Source organism: Rubrivivax soli (assembly GCF_049810355.1).
Classification (GTDB): domain Bacteria; phylum Pseudomonadota; class Gammaproteobacteria; order Burkholderiales; family Burkholderiaceae_C; genus Rubrivivax.
The window spans coordinates 5154863-5174231 of record NZ_CP187368.1 but is presented as its reverse complement, the minus strand read 5'-3'; the positions used below and the strand labels follow the sequence as shown (position 1 = coordinate 5174231).

Below are 19369 nucleotides of genomic sequence, written 5' to 3'. Positions count from 1 at the left end.
GCATTCTTCGGCGAGATAGTTTAGTTGTCAACCAAATGCCGGTGTTGGCTATGATCCCGGCCATGCCTGCCTCCACCCCGCTGCGCCTGTGGGACATCTCGCCGCCGGTGCACGCCGGTGCCCCGGTGTTCCCTGGCGACACGCCGTTCGCGCTGCAGTGGGTGGCGCGCATCGGCCCCGGCTGCCCGGTCAACGTGAGCGCACTGACGCTGTCGCCGCACACCGGCGCGCACGCCGACGCCCCGCTGCACTACGACGACGCGGGCGCCGCCATCGGCCTGGTCGACCTGGCGCCCTTCCTCGGCCGCTGCCGCGTCATCCACGCCATCGGCTGCGGGCCGCTGGTGCTGCCGGCACACATCGCCCATGCACTCGCCGACCTGCCGCCGCGCGTGCTGGTGCGCACCTATGCACAAGCGCCGCTGGACCGCTTCGACCCCGAGCTCACTGCCTACGCGCCCGAGACGGTGGAACTGCTGGCCGACCGCGGCGTGCTGCTGGTGGGCATCGACACCGCCAGCATCGACCCCGCCGACAGCAAGACGCTCGACAGCCACCAGGTGATCCGCCGCCGCGGCCTGCGCGTGCTCGAGAACCTGCTGCTCGACGACGTGCCCGCGGGCGACCACGAACTGATCGCCCTGCCCCTGAAACTCACCACGGCCTGCGCCTCCCCCGTGCGCGCCGTGCTGCGGGAACTGCCATGAACCGACAAGACGCCCTGGCGCTGGACGCCGCCGACCCGCTGGCGCCGCTGCGCCACCAGTTCACGCTGCCCGAAGGCGTGCTCTACCTCGACGGCAATTCGCTGGGCGTGCTGCCCGCGGCCACCGCGGCGCGCGTGCAGCAGGTGGTGGCCGAGGAATGGGGCCAGGGGCTGATCCGCAGCTGGAACAGCGCCGGCTGGATCACGCTGCCGCAGCGCGTGGGCGACAAGATCGGCCGCCTGATCGGCGCGCAGCCGGGCGAGACGGTGGTGGCCGACTCGACCTCGGTGAACCTGTTCAAGGTGCTGAGCGCGGCGCTGTCCATCGTGCAGGCGGCATCCTCCACGCGGCGCGTGATCCTGTCGGAGCGCAGCAACTTTCCCACCGACCTGTACATCGCCGAGTCGCTGGCGCGCGAACGCGGCTTCGAACTGGTGCTGGCCGATGCCGACGCCCTGCCCGGCCTGCTCGACGACCGCACCGCGGTGCTGATGCTGACGCACGTGAACTACCGCACCGGCCGCATGCACGACATGGCGGCAGTCACGACTGCCGCCCACGCCGCGGGCGCGCTGGCGGTGTGGGACCTGGCCCACAGCGCCGGCGCGGTGCCGGTGGATCTGCACGGCGCGGGCGCAGATTTCGCGGTCGGCTGCGGCTACAAGTACCTCAACGGCGGCCCCGGCGCGCCGGCCTTCGTGTGGGTGCACCCGCGCCACGCCAGCGCCTTCCAGCAGCCGCTGGCCGGCTGGATGGGCCACGCCGCGCCGTTCGCCTTCACGCCCGGCTACCGGCCCGCGCCCGGCATCGCGCGCTACCTCTGCGGCACGCCGCCGCTGCTGAGCATGGCGGCGCTGGAGTGCGGCGTCGACACCGTGCTGGCGGCCGAGCCGCTGGGCGGCATGGGCGCGCTGCGCGCCAAGTCGCTGGCACTCACGCGCCTGTTCGCCGACGAGGTGGCGGCGCGCTGCCCGCAGCTGGCGCTGGCCTCGCCCGCCGACGATGCGCTGCGCGGCAGCCAGGTCTGCCTCACCTGCCCGGGCCAGACGGAGCTGGCCTATCCGGTGGTGCAGGCGCTGATCGGGCGCGGCGTCATCGGCGACTTTCGCGCCGGCGACCCCAGCCACCCGGCCGACGCGCTGGACATCCTGCGCTTCGGCTTCACGCCGCTGTACCTGCGCTACGTCGACGCCTTCGACGCCGCCGTGCACCTGCAGCAGGTGCTGGACAGTGGCGAGTGGCGCCGCCCCGAGTTCAACCGCCGCCACGCGGTGACCTGAAGGAGACGGGCATGAGCGGCTGTCCCATGGGCCACGGCGCGGGCGACGCGCCGGCCCCGTCCGCCAGCGGCGCTGCCGCACCGGCCGCACCCGGCCACCACGGCGCCAAGCTCGACTTCGCCGGCGACATGAGCTACGGCGACTACCTGCATCTCGACGCGGTCCTGAACGCGCAGCATCCGCTGAGCCCCGACCACAACGAGATGCTGTTCATCGTGCAGCACCAGACCAGCGAACTGTGGATGAAGCTGATGCTGCACGAACTGCGCGCGGCCATCGGCGCGGTGGCGCAGGACCAGCTGGGCGCGGCCTTCAAGATGCTGGCGCGCGTCTCGAAGATCATGGAGCAGCTGGTGCACGCCTGGGACGTGCTGGCCACGATGACGCCGCCCGAGTACAGCGCCATCCGCCCCTACCTCGCCAACAGCAGCGGCTTCCAGAGCTGGCAGTACCGCTGCATCGAGTTCAGCCTGGGCAACAAGAAGGCGGCGATGCTGCTGCCGCACGCCCACCGCCCCGACCTGCTGGCCCACGTGGAAGCGGCCTACCGCGCGCCCAGCCTGTACGACGAGTCGCTGCGCCTGCTGGCGCGGCGCGGCCTGGCGGTGCCGGCCAGCCACACCGAGCGCGACTGGACGCAGCCCTACCGCGAAGACGCGGCGGTCGAGCAGGCCTGGCTGGCCGTGTACCGCGCACCGCAGACCTACTGGGACCTGTACCAGCTGGGCGAGGAGCTCACCGACCTGGAAGACGCCTTCCGGCTCTGGCGCTTCCGCCACGTGACGACGGTGGAACGCATCATCGGCTTCAAGCGCGGCACCGGCGGCACCAACGGCGTGGGCTACCTGCGGCAGATGCTCGACACCGTGCTGTTCCCCGAGATCTGGCGCCTGCGCACCGATCTGTAAGGAACGGTCCGCACGCGCGACCCCGGCGCGGGCGCTGCGCTATCGTGGCGCGATGTCTTCCGAGGTCGACCGCCCGCCCCCGCCGGGCCCCCCGCGTCCGCTCCGTCCTGCCAGCCGCTGGCGCACCGCGCTCGTCGAAGCCGGCCCGCTGGCCAGCGTGCTGGTGTTCGTGATGCTGGCAGCGCTGGCGGTGGGGGCCTACCGCGTGCTCGACCCCACGCCCGAGCGCCGCCTCGTCATCGCCACCGGCCCCGACCAGGGTGCCTACGGCGAGTTCGCGCAGCGCTACCTGCCGCTGCTGCAGGCGCACGGCGTGCAGGTCGCGCTGCGGCGCACGCAGGGCTCGCGCGAGAACCTGGCGCTGCTGCGCGACCCGGCCTCGGGCGTGCATGCGGCCTTCGTGCAGAGCGGCGCCGACCCTGCGCAGGCGCAGCAGGCGGCGGCGTCGGGCGGCCTGGTCTCGCTGGGCAGCGTGGCGGTGGAGCCGCTGTGGCTGTTCTACCGCAGCGACGCCGCACGGCGCCTGCTCGGCCCGCAGGCCGCGCCGCCCACGCGGCTGGCGCAGCTGCAGGGCTGGCGCATCCACACCGGCCCGGCCGGCGGCGGCTCGGGACCGCTGTTCCGGCAGCTGGCCGAAGCCAACCGGCTCGACACCACGGCGCTGGAGGCCGGCGGCCAGGCCGCCGTGAACGGCGTGGTCGAGCTGGTGCAGGGCCGCATCGACGCGCTGGCGCTGGTCTCGGCGGCCGACGCGCCGCTGGTGCAGTACCTGCTGCAGACGCCCGGCGTGCAGCTGTTCGACTTCGCGCAGTCCGAGGCCTACGCGCGCCGCTTCCCGTTCCTGAAGCCGCTGGTGCTGCCGCGCGGCGTGGTCGACCTCGCCACCGACCTGCCGCCGCAGGACGTGCGCATGGTGGCGGCCACGGCCTCGCTGGTGGCGCGCGACGACCTGCATCCGGCGCTGGTGCAGCTGCTGGTGCAGGCGGCGCGCCAGGCGCACGGCCAGGCCGGCTGGTTCAACGCCAGCGGCGAGTTCCCCAACCCCACGGCGGCCGAGCTGCCGCTGTCGGACGAGGCCGAACGCTTCTACCGCAGCGGCCCGCCGCTGCTGCAGCGCTACCTGCCGTTCTGGCTGGCCAACTTCATCGACCGCATGTGGATCGTGCTGCTGCCGCTGCTGGCGGCGCTGCTGCCGCTGTCGCGCATCGTGCCGCCGCTGGTGGAGCTGCGCGTGCGCTCGCGCGTGTTCCGCTGGTACGCCAACCTGCGGGCGGTGGAGCAGGCGCTGGAACACGCCGCGCCCGACGCCGCCGAGCTGCGCCGGCTGCAGGCCGAACTGGACCGGCTGGACACGCAGACCGAGCACATCGGCGTGCCGCTGTCGTACACCAACGAGCTCTACGACCTGCGCGCGCACATCCATCTCGTGCGCAAGCGCGTGCTGGCGCGCCTGGCCGGCCTGCCCGACCCCGCCGGACGGTCCGGTCAGCCGGCGGCGTCGTAGGCCTGGCGCAGCCAGCCGGCCAGCATGGCGTCGACCTCGGCGCTGCTGGTGATGCGGGTCGTGGCCTGGCACATGCCCCCGGGCGGCAGCAGCTTCAGGCGCGGATGCGGCGCCAGGTCCCTGGCGTTCAGGCCGATCTCGACGCTGTCCTTGGTGGCCGGGCCCAGCATCGCGAACTGCTTCTTGCGTCGCAGGCTGACGTAGCCCTTCTTCGGCGCCTGCTCGAACGGCCCGAAGCCATCGACCACCGCCAGCACCGCGGCATGCAGCGGCCGCAGCGCGGCCTTGGCACCGGGATACAACGCCTCCAGCGGGTCGACCGGCGGCACGGCGGCAGCCGCGGCCGCCGGCGCGCCGGGCGGACCGTCCAGCGCCGGCAGCGGCTTGCCGAAGAACAGTGCCACGGTGTTGGCATCGCCGTAGCCCAGCGCGAAGTGCTGCATCAGCCAGCTGCGCCGCTCGCCGTGCCTGGCCAGCCCCGCGGCGCCCACGGCCGCCAGCAGCTCGGCGATGGACCTGCCGCTGCGCGCCTGGATGTTGCGCAGCTGGGTCAGCGTGGCGGCTTGCGGATCGGCCATGGCACCTGCCTCCTGCGACCGGACCCGGAGCCGGCCTGCCAGCATGCTGGCGCGCCACACGCCCTGGCGTCATCGGGGCCGACCCGGGGCTCCTAGAATCGCGACCTTGCCGCAGCCTTGCCGAGAGCCGCCACCATGGACACCCGCACCTCCCCGATCCGCCTGCGCATCACCCAGCTGCGCGAGGAACTGTCCCGGCAGGGCGTGTTCGCGCTGCTGGTGCCGTCGGCCGACCCGCACCTGAGCGAATACCTGCCCGAACGCTGGCAGGGCCGGCAGTGGCTGTCGGGCTTCACGGGCTCGATGGCGACGCTGGTGGTCACGGTGCAGGGCGCGGCGCTGTTCGCCGACAGCCGCTACTGGGTGCAGGCCGAGGCCGAACTGGCCGGCACCGGCATCGACCTGGTGAAGATCCCCACCGGCAATTCGTCGCTGCACCTGGACTGGCTGGCGCAGCACGTGCCGCGCGGCGCCACGGTGGCGGTGGACGGCCAGGTGCTGGGCCTGGCCGCGGCGAAGGCGCTGCGCGCCGCGCTCGACGCCGCCGGCGTGCCGCTGCGCACCGATCTCGACCTGCTGGACGCGATCTGGCCCGACCGCCCCGGCCTGCCGACGCAGCCCGTCTACGAACACCGCGCGCCGCAGGCGCCGCTGCCGCGCGGCGCCAAGCTGGCCACCGTGCGCGACGGCATGGCACGCGCCGGCGCCACCCACCACTTCGTCAGCACCGTCGACGACATCGCGTGGATCACCAACCTGCGCGGCAGCGACGTCACCTACAACCCCGTGTTCCTGGCGCACCTGCTGGTGGACGGCCGCGGCGCGACGCTGTTCGTGGCCGACGGCAAGATCGACGCCGCGCTGCAGGCCACGCTGGCCGCCGACGGCATCGCGGTGGCGCCCTACGCCGAGGCGCCCGCCGCGCTGGCGGCGCTGGGTGCCGGCGACACGCTGCTGGTGGACCCCCGGCGCATCACGTTCGGCCTGCGCGAGCGCGTGGGCGCGGCCGCCGCCGTGGTCGAGGCCATCAACCCCAGCACGCTGGCGAAGAGCCGCAAGACGGCCGAGGAAGCCGCCTTCGTGCGCGAGGCGATGGCCGAGGACGGCGCCGCGATGTGCGAGTTCTACGCCTGGTTCGAGGCCACGCTGGGCCAGGAACGCATCACCGAGCTGACGGTGGACGAACAGCTCTCGGCCGCGCGCGCGCGCCGCGCCGGCTTCGTGGGCCTGAGCTTTTCCACCATCGCCGGCTTCAACGCCAATGGCGCGATGCCGCACTACCGCGCCACCGACGACAGCCACGCCGTGATCGAAGGCGACGGCCTGCTGCTCATCGACAGCGGCGGCCAGTACCTCGGCGGCACCACCGACATCACGCGCGTGTGGCCCGTCGGCACCGTGAGCGCGGCGATGCGGCGCGACTACACGCTGGTGCTGAAAGGCACGATGAACCTGTCGCGCGCGCGGTTCCCGCGCGGCACGCCGAGCCCGATGCTCGACAGCCTGGCGCGCGCGCCGCTGTGGGCCGAGGGCATCGAATTCGGCCACGGCACCGGCCACGGCGTCGGCTACTTCCTGAACGTGCACGAAGGCCCGCAGAGCATCAGCAAGGCGGTGGTCGAGCCGCACATGGCGATGGAGCCGGGCATGATCACCAGCATCGAACCCGGCGTCTACCGCCCCGGCCAGTGGGGCGTGCGCATCGAGAACCTGGTGCTCAACGTGCCGGCCGCCACCGACGGCGTGTTCGGCGAGTTCCTGGAATTCGAGACGCTGACGCTGTGCCCGATCGACACCCGCTGCATCGATCGCAGCCTGCTGCGCGCCGACGAGATCGACTGGCTCAACCGCTACCACGCCACCGTGCGCGAGCGCCTGGCGCCGCGGGTGTCGGGCGCGGCGCTGGCCTGGCTGCAGGCGCGCACGCAGCCGATCTGAGCTGCACGGCGCTGAACGCACACGGGTGAACGCACTCGGCATCGACCTCGGCGGCACCAAGATCGAGGCCGTGGTGCTCGACGCCGCCGGCCACCTGGTCTGGCGCCAGCGCGTGGCCACGCCGCAGGGCGACTATGCCGCCACGCTGCAGGCCATCGCCGCGCTCGCCGACGCGGCCCGCGGCGCGGGCCACGGCCCGTTCAGCATCGGCATCGGCACGCCAGGCGCACTGGCGGCCGGCGGGCTGATGAAGAACTGCAACTCCACCTGCCTGAACGGCCGGCCGCTGCGGCAGGACCTGCAGGCGCTGCTCGGGCAGCCGGTGGCGCTGGCGAACGACGCCAACTGCCTGGCGCTGTCGGAAGCCACCGACGGCGCCGGCGCCGGCTTCGGCGTCGTCTTCGCGGTGATCCTGGGCACCGGCACCGGCGCCGGCATCGCGGTCGACGGCCGGGTGCTGACCGGCCCGAACCGCCTGGCCGGCGAGTGGGGCCACAACCCGCTGCCCTGGGGCGCGCCGGGGGAAGACCCGCTGCTGGCCTGCTACTGCGGCCGCAGCGGCTGCGTGGAAACGCTCGTCAGCGGCCCCGGCCTCGCGCGCGACCACGCGCTGCTGCGCGGCGGCACGCTCGACGGCCCGGCGATCGCCGCCGCGGCCGCGGCCGGCGACGCCGCGGCCCAGGCCACGCTGGAACGCCACGCCGGCCGCCTGGCCCGCGCGCTGGCGGCGGTGGTGAACCTGCTCGACCCCGACGTGGTGGTGCTCGGCGGCGGCCTGTCGCGCCTGCCCGGGCTGGTGGACCGCGTGCAGGCGCGCTGGAGCGACTGGGTGTTCTCCGGCGGCGTGCGCGAGCCCGTGCGCACGCCGCTGCGGCTCAGCCTGCACGGCGACGCCTCGGGCGTGCGCGGCGCCGCGTGGCTGGGCCGCGCGCTCGGCCGGACACAGCCCTGATGCCGCCGGCCTGACGCCGCCGGCAGCAGCCCGTCGCGGCCGGTCGCGGCTCGTCCCGCGCAGGCGCCCGTCCGTCATGCGGGTGTTGGCAAGGCGCGGGCGGCGTCCTACATTGCCTTCCGGAGCAGGTGTCCTGTGTCTGCTCCTGATCGACCCTCCTCCAGCGACCCCGGGGCACAACCCCACGAAGGGGCCGCGACCTTCGGGGCCGGCGCCCGTGCCGCGGGCACCGGCCCCACTTTTCTGGGGGGTCCGCGGGCGGGCTGTCACAGTCACACACGCCCGGGCCCCCCAATGGTGGCACGCTCGCACCCATGCGCCGCCTGCTGAAGACCACCGCCATCCTTGCCGCCGTCCTGCTGGCCCTGCTGCTGGCCGCCATCGGCCTGTTCGTCGCCACCTTCGACCCCGACGCCCACAAGGCCTGGCTGATCGAGCAGGTGCAGGCCCGCACCGGCCGCACGCTGGCGGTGCCCGGGCCGGTGGAGCTGCGCCTGTTCCCCACGCTCGGCGCGCGTGTCGGGGCCGTGGCCCTGTCGGCGCCGCGCAGCGCCGAGCCCTTCGCGGCGCTGCGATCGGCCCAGGTCTCGGTGGCCCTGTGGCCGCTGCTGCGGCGGCAGCTGGTGGTGGACCGCATCGAGATCGATGGCCTCGATGTGCAGCTGGTGCGCAACGCCGACGGCAGCACCAGCATCGACGACCTGCTCGGCACCCGCGCGAGCACGCCCGCGTCGGCCCCGACGCCGTCCGCAGATGGCGCCGCCTCGGCAGTGCCGGTCCGGCCGCTGCAGTTCGACATCGCCGGCATCGCGCTCACCGACACCACGCTGCGGCTGGACGACCGCGCCGGGCCGCGTCGGCTGACGCTGTCGCACGCCAGCCTGCGCACCGGCCGCGTGGTGCCGGGGCTGCCGGTGGACCTGCAATTCCAGGGCCGGCTGGCCGGGGATGCACCGCAGATCGACACCACGCTGCAGCTGCAGGCCCGTGTGACGGCCACGGCGGCACTCGACCGCATCACGCTGGAGACGGTGCGCGCCGAAGTCGCGGGGCGCGTGGCCACGCTGACCGGCCTGCAGCTCCGGCTGAGCGTGCCCAGCGCCACCTGGGCCGCGCGTTCGCTGCAGGTGCCGGCGCTGGAGCTGCAGGCCGATGCCGGCAGCCTGCAGCTGCGCAGCGCCGGCAGCGCAGCGCTGGACCTGGCGCGGCAGCGCCTGGACAGCACACTGGCCGGGCGCCTGGACCGCAGCCAGTTCCAGGCCAAACTGGGCCTGGCCAGCTTCACACCGGCCGCCATCCGCTTCGATCTGGAGGTCGACCAGATCGACCTCGACCGCTACCGCAGCCCGGCGCCCGCGGCGGCCGCGGCTGCCAGCGCGCCGGCGACCGAGACGCCCCTGGACCTGTCGGCACTGGCCGCCCTCGACGCGCGCGGCGCCGTGCGCGTGGGTGCGCTGCAGGTGGCGGGGCTGAAGACCACCGCGCTGCGCACCGACCTGCGGGCGGCGGGCGGCCGCATCGAGCTGGCGTCACTGGCGGCGCAGCTGTACGGCGGGCGGCTCTCGGGCCGCGTGGGTGTGCAGGCGGCGGCGGTGCCCCGCTTTGCGCTGCAGGCCGCACTGACGGGCGTGCGCGTGGGCCCGCTGCTGGCCGACCTGCTGGCGAAGCCGGCGCCGCTGGAAGGCGTGGGCGACGTGGTGCTGGACCTGGCCACCCAGGGCGGCAGTGTGGCGGCGCTGCCGGGCGCGCTGCAGGGCGGCGCCCGCGTGGTGTTGCGCGACGGCATGGTGCGCGGCATCAACGTGGCGCAGACGCTGCGCCGCGCCCGCGCGCAGCTGACCGGCGGCGATGTCCAGTCCGGCAGCGCCAGCGCCGCCGAGAGCACCGACTTCAGCGCGCTCACCGCCAGCTTCCGCATCCGCGATGGCGTGGCCCGCAACGACGACCTGCAGGCCAGCTCGCCGCTGCTGCGGGTGGGCGGCAACGGCGACATCGACATCGGCCGCCGCACGCTCGACTACCTGGTGCAGGCCACCGTGGTGGCCACGCTAGAGGGCCAGGGCGGCCCCGAACTGCAGGCCCTGCGCGGCCAGACCATTCCGGTGCGGCTGCAGGGCCCCTTCGACGCGCTGCGCTACCGCGTCGAGTTCGGCAGCATGGCGCGCGACCTCGCGAAGCAGAAGCTGGAGCCGAAGGCGCGGGAAGCGCTCGACAAGGCCAAGGACGACGCCAGGCAACGGTTGGGGGACAAGCTGCAGGATCTACTCAGGAAGTAGCTCCCGGGCTCGCTCCCAGCTGCGATCCGCTCGCCGGATCAGGCTTTTCCGTGCTTTGCGATGAGGTCGCGCGCGGTCTGCAGCAGCTTCTTGCCGTCGAAGCCGCGCTTGCCCATGTCGGCCACCCATTCGTCGTCGATCTGCGCCGACTGCTTGATGAACTGCTCGCGGTCGGCGGCGCTGATGGTGTAGATGGTGTTGCCGCGGTCGACGGCGCTCTTGCGGCCGTTGGCGTCGTTGCCCTGCTGCGTCTTGCCCAGCCAGGCCGAAGTGGCCATGCCCGAGTTGGCGTCGATCACCTTCTTCAGGTCGGGCGCCAGGCCCTCGTACCTGGCCTTGTTCATCGCCATCACGAAGGTGGTGGTGTAGAGCGCCGGGCCGCTGCCGTCGAATTCGCTGTGGAACTTGGTCAGCTCGTGCACCTTCACCGAGGGCACCACCTCCCAGGGGATCACGCAGGCCTCGATGGTGCCCTTGCTCAGCGCGTCGGGGATGCCCGGCAGCGGCATGCCCACGGGAATGGCGCCGAGCGAGCCCAGCATCTTCGTCACCTGGCGCGTCGGGCCGCGCACCTTCATGCCGCGCAGGTCGCCGGCCGTCTTGATCTGCTTGCTGGCGGAATGGAACATGCCCGGGCCGTGCACGTGCAGCGCAATGACGTGCGTGTCCTTGAACTCGTCGGGGGCGACGGTCTGCACGTACTCCCAGTAGGCCTTGGACGTGGCCTCGGCGTTGTTCATCATGAACGGCAGCTCGAAGGCCTCGATGCGCGGGAAGCGGCCGGCGGTGTTGCCAGGCAACGTCCACACCACGTCGACGACGCCGTCGCGCGCCTGGTCGTACAGTTGCACCGGCGTGCCGCCGAGCTGCATCGCCGGGTAGCCCTCGAACTTGATGCGGCCGCCGGACTCCTTCTCGACCTTCTCCATCCAGGGCTTGTGCATCAGCAGCCACACGTTGGACTGCGGCGACATGAAGGTGTGGAACTTCAGCGTCACGGTCTGCTGCGCCAGCGCGGCCAGCGGGGTGCCCAGGGTGGCTGCGGCGGCGGCGCCTTGCAGCAGGGAACGGCGTTTCATCGAAGCGGTCTCCGGCGGGTGATGGTGAAGCGTCGAAGGTAGCGGCCGCCCCTGCGGCGGGCTTCGCGGTTTACCCTGATCCAACCGGCGCAGCGCGGCGCGAGTCCCTCCGCGGGGATGCGCGAGAATCGACGGCAATCCGACACCCAGGACCTCCCCGGCTTGTTCCGCACCCTGCGCAGTCAGTACCTGCTGGTCAGCCTGGTCACCTTCGCGGCCATGGTGCTGCTGCTGCTTTGGAACGCGCAGCACCTGATGCAGCAGGTGCTGGACGAGCGCTTCGAGGAAGAGCAGCAGGCCTACGCGCCGCTGATGGTGGCCGCACTCGGCCCCCTGCTGGCGGTGCGCGACTACCCGACCATCACCGAACTGGTCGAGCAGAACATGCGCAGCCGCAACCTCGACTTCGTCGAGCTGCTCGACACGCGCCAGCGCGTCGTCGCCCGTGCCGGCACGGTGCCGCAGGCCGGGCCGGGCGGCGTGCAGCCCGGCGGCCACCGCGTGGCCGAGGTGCCGGTGCAGCTGGCCGGCCAGACCCTGGGCCTGGTGCGTTTCGGCATCCGCACCGACGCCCTGACGCTGGCGCGCGAACGCCTGTGGCGCAACGGCCTGGCGATCGGCGCCGGCGTGCTGCTCACCGGCATGCTGCTGCTGGCGCTGGGCATGGGCTGGCTCAGCCGCGGCTTCAGGCAGCTGTCCGCGGCCAGCAGGCGCATCGCCGGCGGCGACTACGCCACGCGCCTGCCGCCGAGCCGCGTGCAGGAACTCGACGAGCTCAGCGGCGCCTTCAACCGCATGGCGCAGGCGGTGCAGAGCCAGCTCACCGAGCTGCAGGACAACCAGCAGTTCCTGCGCGGCGTGCTCGACACGCTGAGCGAGGGCTTCGTGATCGTCGACCGCGACAACCGCCTGATCGACTGCAACGAGACCTTCCTGCGCCTGCATGCGATGCAGCGCGAGCAGGGCCGCATCTTCGACCCGACCCGCAGCGGCACGCGGCTGTTCGACGCCGAGGGCGTGCTGGTGCCCGACGAGCGCCGTGCCACGCGGCTGGCCCTGCAATCCGGCCAGCCCGAGCGCGACCGCCGCGCCCGCATCGAACGCCCCGACGGCAGCAGCTCCTGGGTCAGCGTCAATGCCTCGCCGCTGCGGCGTGTCGGCGAGTCCAGCCCCTGGGCGGCGCTCGCCACCTTGACCGACATCACGCCGCACGTCGAAGCCGAGCGGCAACTGCGCGACAGCAACGAACGCCTGGAGCAGCGCGTGCGCGAGCGCACCGCCGAGCTGCAGCGCGCCAAGGACGAGGCCGAGCGCGCCAGCCAGTCCAAGAGCGAGTTCCTCTCGCGCATGAGCCACGAGCTGCGCACGCCGCTCAACGCCATCCTCGGCTTCTCGCAGCTGCTGTCGCTGGAGCGGCAGCGCCTGAACGAGACCGACCTGGGCCGGCTGCAGCAGATCGAGGCGGCCGGCTGGCACCTGCTGGCGCTCATCAACGACGTGCTCGACCTCGCGCGCATCGAGGCCGGCGCGATGACGACCTCGCTCGAGCCGGTGGAACTGGTCGCGCTGGCGGCCGAGACGCTGCCGATGCTGCGGGCCCAGGCCACGGCGCGCGGCATCACGCTGCAGCCGCCCGCCGCCGAGGCCGGCGGCGCCTGGGTGCTGGGCGACCGCAAGCGGCTCAAGCAGGTGCTCACGAACCTGCTCAGCAATGCCATCAAGTACAACCGCGACGGCGGCAGCGTGACGCTCTCCGTGCACGCGCCCGGGGACGGGCGCCGCGTGCTCAGCGTGCACGACACCGGCCGCGGCTTCCAGCCCGAACAGCTGCAGCAGCTGTACCAGCCGTTCACGCGCTTCGTGGCCGACGGCGAGGCGACCGAGGGCACGGGCATCGGCCTCGTGATCACGCGGCGCCTGGTCGACCTGATGGGCGGCGTGCTCGACGTGCAGTCGCAACCCGGGGTGGGTTCGGTCTTCAGCGTCGCGCTGCCGGCCTGTGCGCCGCCGCAGGTCACGGCACCCGTGCCGGCGCAGCCGCCCGCCGCGGATCCCGTACCCGACGGTGCCATGCGCCGCCTGCTGTACGTGGAAGACAACCCGTCGAACGTGGAACTGCTGCGCCAGGTGCTGCGCCTGCGGCCGGGCTGGCAGCTCGAGGTGGCCGCCGACGGCCATCTCGGCCTGCGGCGCGCCCAGGACGGTGCGCGTGCGGGCACGCTGGACCTCGCGCTCATCGACATCGACCTGCCGGGGCTGGACGGCGTGGAGCTGTGCCGCCGGCTGCAGCGCGACCCCGCCACGCGCGGGCTGCCGCTGCTGGCGCTCAGCGCCAACGCGATGCCGGCGGACATCCGCCGCGCCATGGCCGCCGGCTTCCAGGCCTACCTGACCAAGCCCATCGACGTGGCCGCGCTGCTGGCGCGGCTGGACCGCGTGCTGGCCGCACGCCCCGCCGCTCCGGAGCCACCGCCATGACGACACGCCGCGCCAGCCTGGCTTGGCTGGGCACGGGCTGGGCGCTCGCCGGCGCCGCCACCGCGCAGCGCCCGCCGCTGCGCATCGCGCTCGCGCCGTTCCTGTCCCCGGCCGCGCTGCTGGCCGTGTTCCGCCCGCTGCGCGAGCACCTGGAACACGCGCTGCAGCGTCCGGTGGAGATGGTGACCTCGCGCGACTTCCACAGCCTGGTCGGCGAAGCCCGGCGCGGCGAGCACGACGTGGTGCAGTTGCCCGCGCACCTGGCGCGGCTGGCGATGCTGGACTGGCGCTACCAGATGCTGGCAGGGCCCGACGAACGCGTGGAGGTGGTCGTCGGCGTGCGGGGCGCCGGCCCGGTGCGCAGCATCGGCGACCTGCGCGGGCAGCGCGTGGGCATGCTGGACGCGCTGTCGCTCACGGCCACCGTGGGCCGCGCCTGGCTGCAGGCGCAGGGCCTGGACGGCGCGGTGACGGTGGTGGCGCAACCGTCGGTGAATGCGGCGCTGTACGCGCTGGAACGCGGCGAGATCGGCGCCTTCGTGGCCGCCGACACGCAACTGGCCACCTTGCCCGCCAGCACCCCGCGCGGCGAGCGCGTGCTGGTGCGCATCGGCGGCATCCCGGGCCCGCTGTTCCTGGCGCGACACGACCTGCCGGCAGCGGAGCGCGAGGACCTGCGCGCAGCGCTGCTGGCCTTCCAGCCCGACCCGGCGCGGCCCCGCGCGGCCAGCAACGCCCCGCTGCGCCCGGTGCCGGCGGCCAGCATGGCGGCCCTGGATGCCTACGTGGTCGTGGCGCGGCAGCTGCTGGCGCAGGGCGCGCGCTGACGCGGCGCCCGCGCCGCTACACCAGCACCTTCACCAGCCACAGCGACACCGCGGGGAAGAACAGCAGCAGCAGCGTGCGCAGCACGTCGCTGGCCAGGAAGGGCAGCACACCGCGGTAGCTCTCGGCGATGGGCACGTTCTTCGCGAGCCCGTTGACGACGTAGACGTTCAGCCCCACCGGCGGCGCCAGCAGGCCGAAGCCCACCGTCATCAGCACCATGATGCCGAACCAGATCGCGACACTTTCCCTGGGCATGCCGAAGTCCAGGCCCATCACCATCGGGAAGAAGATCGGGATGGTCAGCAGGATCATCGACAGCTCGTCCATCACCGCGCCCAGCACCACGTAGAACAGCAAGATGGCGCTGACCACCAGCAGCGGGCTCAGCCCCCAGCTGCCCACCACGCCGGCCAGCTGCGCCGGCACCTGCGTCAGCGCCAGCGCCGCGTTCATCAGGTCGGCGCCGAGGAAGATCAGGAAGATCATCGCCGAGCTCTCGGCCGTGGCGTAGAAGCACTGCTTGAACTTGGCCCAGGTGATCTCGCGCTTGGCCAGCGCCGCGACGAAGGTGGCCGCGGCGCCCACCGCAGCACCTTCGGTGGGCGTGAACTTGCCGGTGTAGATGCCGCCGAACACGAGCACGAAGATGGCCGCGATCGGCGCCACGCCCCCCAGCAGGCCGGCATCGAGCTTCGGGGTGCCTGCGCTGTCGTGCTCGGGCGCGTGGCCCGGCACCAGGCGCACGTAGATGCCGATGGCCAGCATGTAGCCGAGCATCGCGATGATCCCGGGCACCATCGCCGCAGCGAACAGCTTGGCGATGTTCTGCTCGGTCAGGATGGCGTAGATGACCAGCGGCACCGACGGCGGGATCAGGATGCCCAGCGTGCCGCCGGCGGCCAGGGCGCCGGTTGCCAGGCGGCCGCTGTAGCCGTGGCGGCGCATCTCGGGCAGGGCCACCTGCGTGATCGTGGCAGCGGTGGCCACCGACGAGCCGCAAATGGCGCCGAAGGCCGCGCTGGCCAGCACCGAGGCCATCGCCAGGCCGCCGCGGAAGCGGCCCATCACCGCCGCCGCGAAGTTGAACAAGGCTTTCGAGATGCCGCCCTGCGTGGCGAAGTTGCCCATCAGGATGAACAGCGGGATCACGCTCAGGTCGTAGCTGGCGAAGCGCGCGAAGGCCTGCGTGTTGAGGAAGCTCGCCAGCGGCAGCCAGCCCGCCTTCAGCACATAGCCCAGGGCGCCCGCGGCGAACATCGCGATCGCGATCGGCACGCGCACCGCCATCAGCCCGAGCATGGTGGCGAAGATCAGCACGGTCAGCGCGATCGGCGTCATGCGCGTGCCTCCGAGGCCGCGGTCAGGCCCTCGAAGCCGCGCACGGCCTGCACCAGGCCGATCACCACGCACAGCGCCAGCGGCGGCACCATGCCGGCGTAGACGATCCACTCCGGCAGGCCCAGCATCATCGTGCCCGACTGCGACTGCCACGCGCTCAGCCCGCCCACCGCGGTGCGCCAGGCCATCAGCGCCATCACCAGCGCGTACAGCAGCGCGCCGACGCGGTCCATGGCCGCATGCGTGGCGGCCCCGGCGCGCGCGGTGAAGAAGTCGACGATGATGTTGCCGCGCCTGACCTGGCACCAGGGCAGGAACAGCGCGATGGCCGCACCCGCCGCGGCGCCCGAGAGCTCGAAGTCGCCGACGATGGTCCAGCCGGTGGTGTTGCGGCCGACGAGGCTGGCGCAGGTCATCAGCGTGATGACGGTCAGCAGGCAGCCGGCCAGCACGGCACAGGCCTGCGCCAGCAGGGTGAGAAGTCGCAAGATCGGGTCCCTCCGGAGCGCGGTGTCGGCGTCGGCGCCGACGCCTGTGATGTTGGCAGTCAGTAGCGGCCGAAGTACTCGCGCCGCTGCCAGGCGGCGGGGTCGTCGGCTTCGTCGTGGCGTGCCTGCTCGGCGCGCTTGACGGCACTGTACGCGGCCGCCAGCGGCGCGCCCAGCCCGCCGGTGAGGGTGGCGTCGGCCTCGAACGCGGCGATGGCCTCCGGCAGCCCCGCGGGCAGGCGCTCTGCGGCGCCTGCGCCGTCCAGCGCATCGGTGGCCGGCGGCGGCTGCAGGCCGCGCTGCAGGCCGTCGAGCCCCGCGTGCACCTGCGAGGCGATGTAGAGGTACGGGTTGGCCAGCGGCTCGCCGAGACGGTTCTCGATGCGCGTGGCGGCGTCGCCCGGCCCGCCCAGCACGCGCAGCATCGTGCCGCGGTGGTCGCGGCCCCACTGCACCGCCACCGGCGCCATGCTGTCGGGGCGGAAGCGTTCGTAGCCGTTCACGGTGGGCACCGCGCACAGCGCCGCGCCGCGCGCGTGCGCCAGCAGACCGGCCAGCCAGGCACTGCCGGCGGCGGACAGCCAGTGGCGGGCGTCGTCGCGGCCGGCGCGCGTGCCGGCGTCGCTGCCGTCGCCGTCTTCGCCGTGGGGCACGAAGGCATTGCTGCCGTCGGCCAGCCGCCGCAGCGACTGGTGCAGGTGCCAGCCGCTGGACATGATGCTGTCGAAGGGCGGCCGGCAGACGAAGGTGGCGAGAAAGCCGGCGCGCCGCAGCGCCTGGCGCACGCCGTTGCGGAACAGCAGCATCTGGTCGGCCGCGGCCAGCGCGTCGGTGGCGTCGAACACGGCCTCGAACTGGCTCGGGCCCATCTCGATCTCCAGCGAGCGCAGCGGCAGGCCCAGGCCCTGCGCGGTGCGGCGCACGAGGGCCAGCATGTCGTCGCAGGCGTCGGCGTGGGCTTCGCTCAGCAGTTGCCAGCCCGGGTGCAGCAGCGCCACCGCGGGCGGCTCGGCCGGCCACGCGGCCTGCGCGGGGTCGTCGCGGGCATCGGTGATGCGGTAGACGTGGAACTCGACCTCCAGCCCGCAGGTCAGCCCGAAGCCGGCATCGGCCAGCCGCTTCAGCGCCGCCTGCAGCACGCCGCGCGGGTCGATCGGCACCGGGCTGCCGTCCTCGAACCAGGGCTGGGCCTGCAGCCAGCCGGTGCCCGGCGCCCACGGCAGCACGCGGAAGCTGTCGGGGTCGGGCAGCAGCAGCACGTTGTTGGCGCGGCCCAGGCCCGCCAGGCCCGGCAGGCCCTGCAGCGCACCCGACGCGAACACCGGCAGCGCGGTGCGGTCCGCGCTGTCCTTCAGCAGCAGCGTGCTGACCATGCCGACGCCGTCCTCGAACGCCGCACGCAACGCGCCCGGCATCAGCGTCTTGCCACGCCAGGCGCCGTGCAGGTCGCCCCAGGCGATGCGCACCTGGTCCAGGCCCCAGTCGCGGGCGGCCTGCTGCACGCGTTCGGCGGCCGCGGCGTCGAAGACACCGCAGCGCTGTGCGAAGCAGCTCATGCCGGCGTTTCCGAACTCGCCGTGCTGCCCGCCTGCCCCCACGCTGCCCCGGCGCGCTTGGCCGCCGCCTGTGCCTGCCAGTGCGCTTGCCAGTCGGCGGCCGGGGCGATGCAGTCCATCGTGTCGGGGCCCTGCAGCGCCGCGGCCTGCGCGGGGGCCAGCGCCATCGGCGGCGTGCCGCCCTGGCGCACCGTCTCGATGGCCTGCAGCAGCAGCCGGCGGTGCGCGAGGATGACCTTGTCGCTGGTGCCCAGGTGCTCGCGCGTGCGGTCCTGGATCGGGCCCATGCTCTCCACCGCCCACTGGTCGTGCAGGTTGATGTCTTCCTCGCCCATGCCCAGGAAGGTGCGCGTGCGCTGCTCTTCGGGATCGAAGTTCCAGTGGTCGTGCCTGCCGTGCACGGGCACGTAGTCGGGCAGCGTCATGTGGGCCAGGCGCTGGCGGCGCATGGTCTCCTTGTCCAGCGGGCCGGCGAAACTGGTGAAGAACGAATACCAGTAGGTGTGCGTGTCGTCCACCGGCACGTGCAGCTGCGTGATGGTGACCGTCTCCGACAGCGGGATCACGAAGGTGTGCGGGAAGGCCGCGTGCGTCACGCGCACGTGCGTCAGCGCGTCGTCGATGTGGCGCAGCGTCGTCAGCCGCGTGAGGCCGGGCGCGACCTGCGCGTGGTGGATCTCGGGGCTGCAGACCTCGCGCATCACGCGCGTCATCGGCCAGCGCTCGCCGGCCACGCTGCCGGCGCTGGCGGCGCGGAACTGGCGGCCGTAGGCCTTGGCCTCGTCGCCGTGCTCGTCCTGCAGGTAGCGGTGCAGGAAGCTCGGGTGCGCGGGGTCGATGCCGACCTCGAAGGCCTGCAGCCAGTTGCAGTGCCACAGCCCCTTGAACGCGAAGCTGTGGCTGGCCGGTGCCACGAAGGCATCGAAGGCCGGCAGCGCCGGCGGCGTGCTGCCTTCGGGGCCGAGGTAGGCGAAGACCACGCCGGCGCGCACCTGCACCGGGTAGCTGCGCTGGCGCACGCGCTGGCACAGCGTCGAACCCATCGGTTCGGCCGGTGTCTCCAGGCAGCGGCCGTCGGGCGCGAACTTCCAGCCGTGGAACGGGCAGCGCAGGCCGTCGGGCTCGAGGCGGCCGAACGCCAGGTCGGCGCCGCGGTGCGGGCAGTCGCGGTCGATCAGCCCGAAGGTGCCCGCGCCGTCGCGGAACAGCACGAGGTCCTGGCCCAGCAGGCGCACGGCCTTCACCGGGCGCTGGTCCATGCGCGGGTCCAGGCGCGGGTCGAATTCGTCCAGCAGCGCGGCGGGCTGCCAGTAGCGGCGCATCAGGTCGCCGCAGGGCGTGCCCGGACCGATGCGGGTGACCAGGTCGTTGTGTTCGGCAAGCATCGGGCCAGTCTAGGTGCGGGCCCGCAGGGCGGCAATGCGCGACAACACGCAGGCGCGGGCCCGGCGGGGCTAGC

Annotated in this window: 15 protein-coding genes; 9 read left to right on the top strand and 6 right to left on the bottom strand. The window is 73.3% G+C overall.

Features of this window, described 5'->3' with window-relative positions; genetic code table 11:
• The first annotated feature begins 62 nt into the window (after nucleotides 1–62).
• The 4 genes from kynB to ACPOLB_RS23780 are packed head-to-tail and all read left to right on the top strand — an operon-like array spanning nucleotide 63 to nucleotide 4399.
• Nucleotides 63–707: an arylformamidase gene (gene kynB / locus ACPOLB_RS23795; protein WP_425258529.1), complete on the top strand. Its 645-nt coding sequence runs from the start codon at nucleotides 63–65 to the stop codon at nucleotides 705–707.
• Nucleotides 704–1987, top strand: a complete 1284-nt coding sequence (gene kynU, locus ACPOLB_RS23790; RefSeq protein WP_425258528.1) for a kynureninase — start codon at nucleotides 704–706, stop codon at nucleotides 1985–1987. Before kynB ends, kynU begins: the two co-directional genes overlap by 4 nt.
• 11 nt (nucleotides 1988–1998) lie before the next feature.
• The gene (kynA, locus tag ACPOLB_RS23785) at nucleotides 1999–2895 is read left to right on the top strand and encodes a tryptophan 2,3-dioxygenase (RefSeq protein ID WP_425258527.1); all 897 of its coding nucleotides are present in this window, start codon (nucleotides 1999–2001) and stop codon (nucleotides 2893–2895) included.
• 52 nt (nucleotides 2896–2947) lie between these two features.
• Complete coding sequence (locus ACPOLB_RS23780; protein ID WP_425258526.1) at nucleotides 2948–4399, top strand: TAXI family TRAP transporter solute-binding subunit; 1452 nt, start codon at nucleotides 2948–2950, stop codon at nucleotides 4397–4399.
• On the opposite strand, the gene ACPOLB_RS23775 is transcribed toward ACPOLB_RS23780, so the two are convergent.
• On the bottom strand, nucleotides 4381–4977 hold the full coding sequence (locus ACPOLB_RS23775) for a DUF5655 domain-containing protein (protein WP_425258525.1): 597 nt from the start codon (nucleotides 4975–4977) through the stop codon (nucleotides 4381–4383). The genes ACPOLB_RS23780 and ACPOLB_RS23775 overlap by 19 nt on opposite strands.
• Before the next feature lie 135 nt (nucleotides 4978–5112).
• On the opposite strand from ACPOLB_RS23775, the gene ACPOLB_RS23770 reads away from it, so the two are divergent.
• From ACPOLB_RS23770 to ACPOLB_RS23760, 3 genes are all read left to right on the top strand, one after another.
• Nucleotides 5113–6915, top strand: a complete 1803-nt coding sequence (locus tag ACPOLB_RS23770) for a M24 family metallopeptidase (RefSeq protein ID WP_425258524.1) — start codon at nucleotides 5113–5115, stop codon at nucleotides 6913–6915.
• 25 nt (nucleotides 6916–6940) lie between these two features.
• Nucleotides 6941–7867 carry an ROK family protein gene (locus ACPOLB_RS23765; protein ID WP_425258523.1) on the top strand — a complete coding sequence of 309 codons (927 nt, stop codon included), beginning with the start codon at nucleotides 6941–6943 and terminating at the stop codon, nucleotides 7865–7867.
• Nucleotides 7868–8181: 314 nt separating this feature from the next.
• Nucleotides 8182–10143, top strand: a complete 1962-nt coding sequence (locus tag ACPOLB_RS23760; protein WP_425258522.1) for an AsmA family protein — start codon at nucleotides 8182–8184, stop codon at nucleotides 10141–10143.
• Nucleotides 10144–10181: 38 nt separating this feature from the next.
• Here ACPOLB_RS23760 and ACPOLB_RS23755 read toward each other — a convergent pair whose 3' ends face one another.
• Entirely contained in the window at nucleotides 10182–11222 is a 1041-nt protein-coding gene (locus tag ACPOLB_RS23755) for a TRAP transporter substrate-binding protein (RefSeq protein ID WP_425258521.1), read from the bottom strand.
• 162 nt (nucleotides 11223–11384) lie between these two features.
• Between ACPOLB_RS23755 and ACPOLB_RS23750 the strand changes: the two genes are divergently transcribed.
• Both ACPOLB_RS23750 and ACPOLB_RS23745 read left to right on the top strand, forming a co-directional pair.
• The gene (locus ACPOLB_RS23750; RefSeq protein ID WP_425258520.1) at nucleotides 11385–13700 is read left to right on the top strand and encodes an ATP-binding protein; all 2316 of its coding nucleotides are present in this window, start codon (nucleotides 11385–11387) and stop codon (nucleotides 13698–13700) included.
• Complete coding sequence (locus tag ACPOLB_RS23745) at nucleotides 13697–14527, top strand: phosphate/phosphite/phosphonate ABC transporter substrate-binding protein (RefSeq protein WP_425258519.1); 831 nt, start codon at nucleotides 13697–13699, stop codon at nucleotides 14525–14527. The genes ACPOLB_RS23750 and ACPOLB_RS23745 overlap by 4 nt, the downstream gene beginning before the upstream one ends.
• A 16-nt stretch (nucleotides 14528–14543) precedes the next feature.
• On the opposite strand, the gene ACPOLB_RS23740 is transcribed toward ACPOLB_RS23745, so the two are convergent.
• The 4 genes from ACPOLB_RS23740 to ACPOLB_RS23725 are packed head-to-tail and all read right to left on the bottom strand — an operon-like array spanning nucleotide 14544 to nucleotide 19295.
• Nucleotides 14544–15866 (bottom strand): TRAP transporter large permease, encoded by a 1323-nt coding sequence (locus tag ACPOLB_RS23740; protein ID WP_425258518.1) that lies wholly within the window; start codon nucleotides 15864–15866, stop codon nucleotides 14544–14546.
• Nucleotides 15863–16354: a TRAP transporter small permease gene (locus ACPOLB_RS23735; protein ID WP_425258517.1), complete on the bottom strand. Its 492-nt coding sequence runs from the start codon at nucleotides 16352–16354 to the stop codon at nucleotides 15863–15865. The genes ACPOLB_RS23740 and ACPOLB_RS23735 overlap by 4 nt, the downstream gene beginning before the upstream one ends.
• A gap of 59 nt (nucleotides 16355–16413) precedes the next feature.
• Entirely contained in the window at nucleotides 16414–17910 is a 1497-nt protein-coding gene (locus tag ACPOLB_RS23730) for a glutamine synthetase (protein ID WP_425258516.1), read from the bottom strand.
• Nucleotides 17907–19295: a Rieske 2Fe-2S domain-containing protein gene (locus ACPOLB_RS23725; protein ID WP_425258515.1), complete on the bottom strand. Its 1389-nt coding sequence runs from the start codon at nucleotides 19293–19295 to the stop codon at nucleotides 17907–17909. Before ACPOLB_RS23725 ends, ACPOLB_RS23730 begins: the two co-directional genes overlap by 4 nt.
• Between the last annotated feature and the right edge of the window lie 74 nt (nucleotides 19296–19369).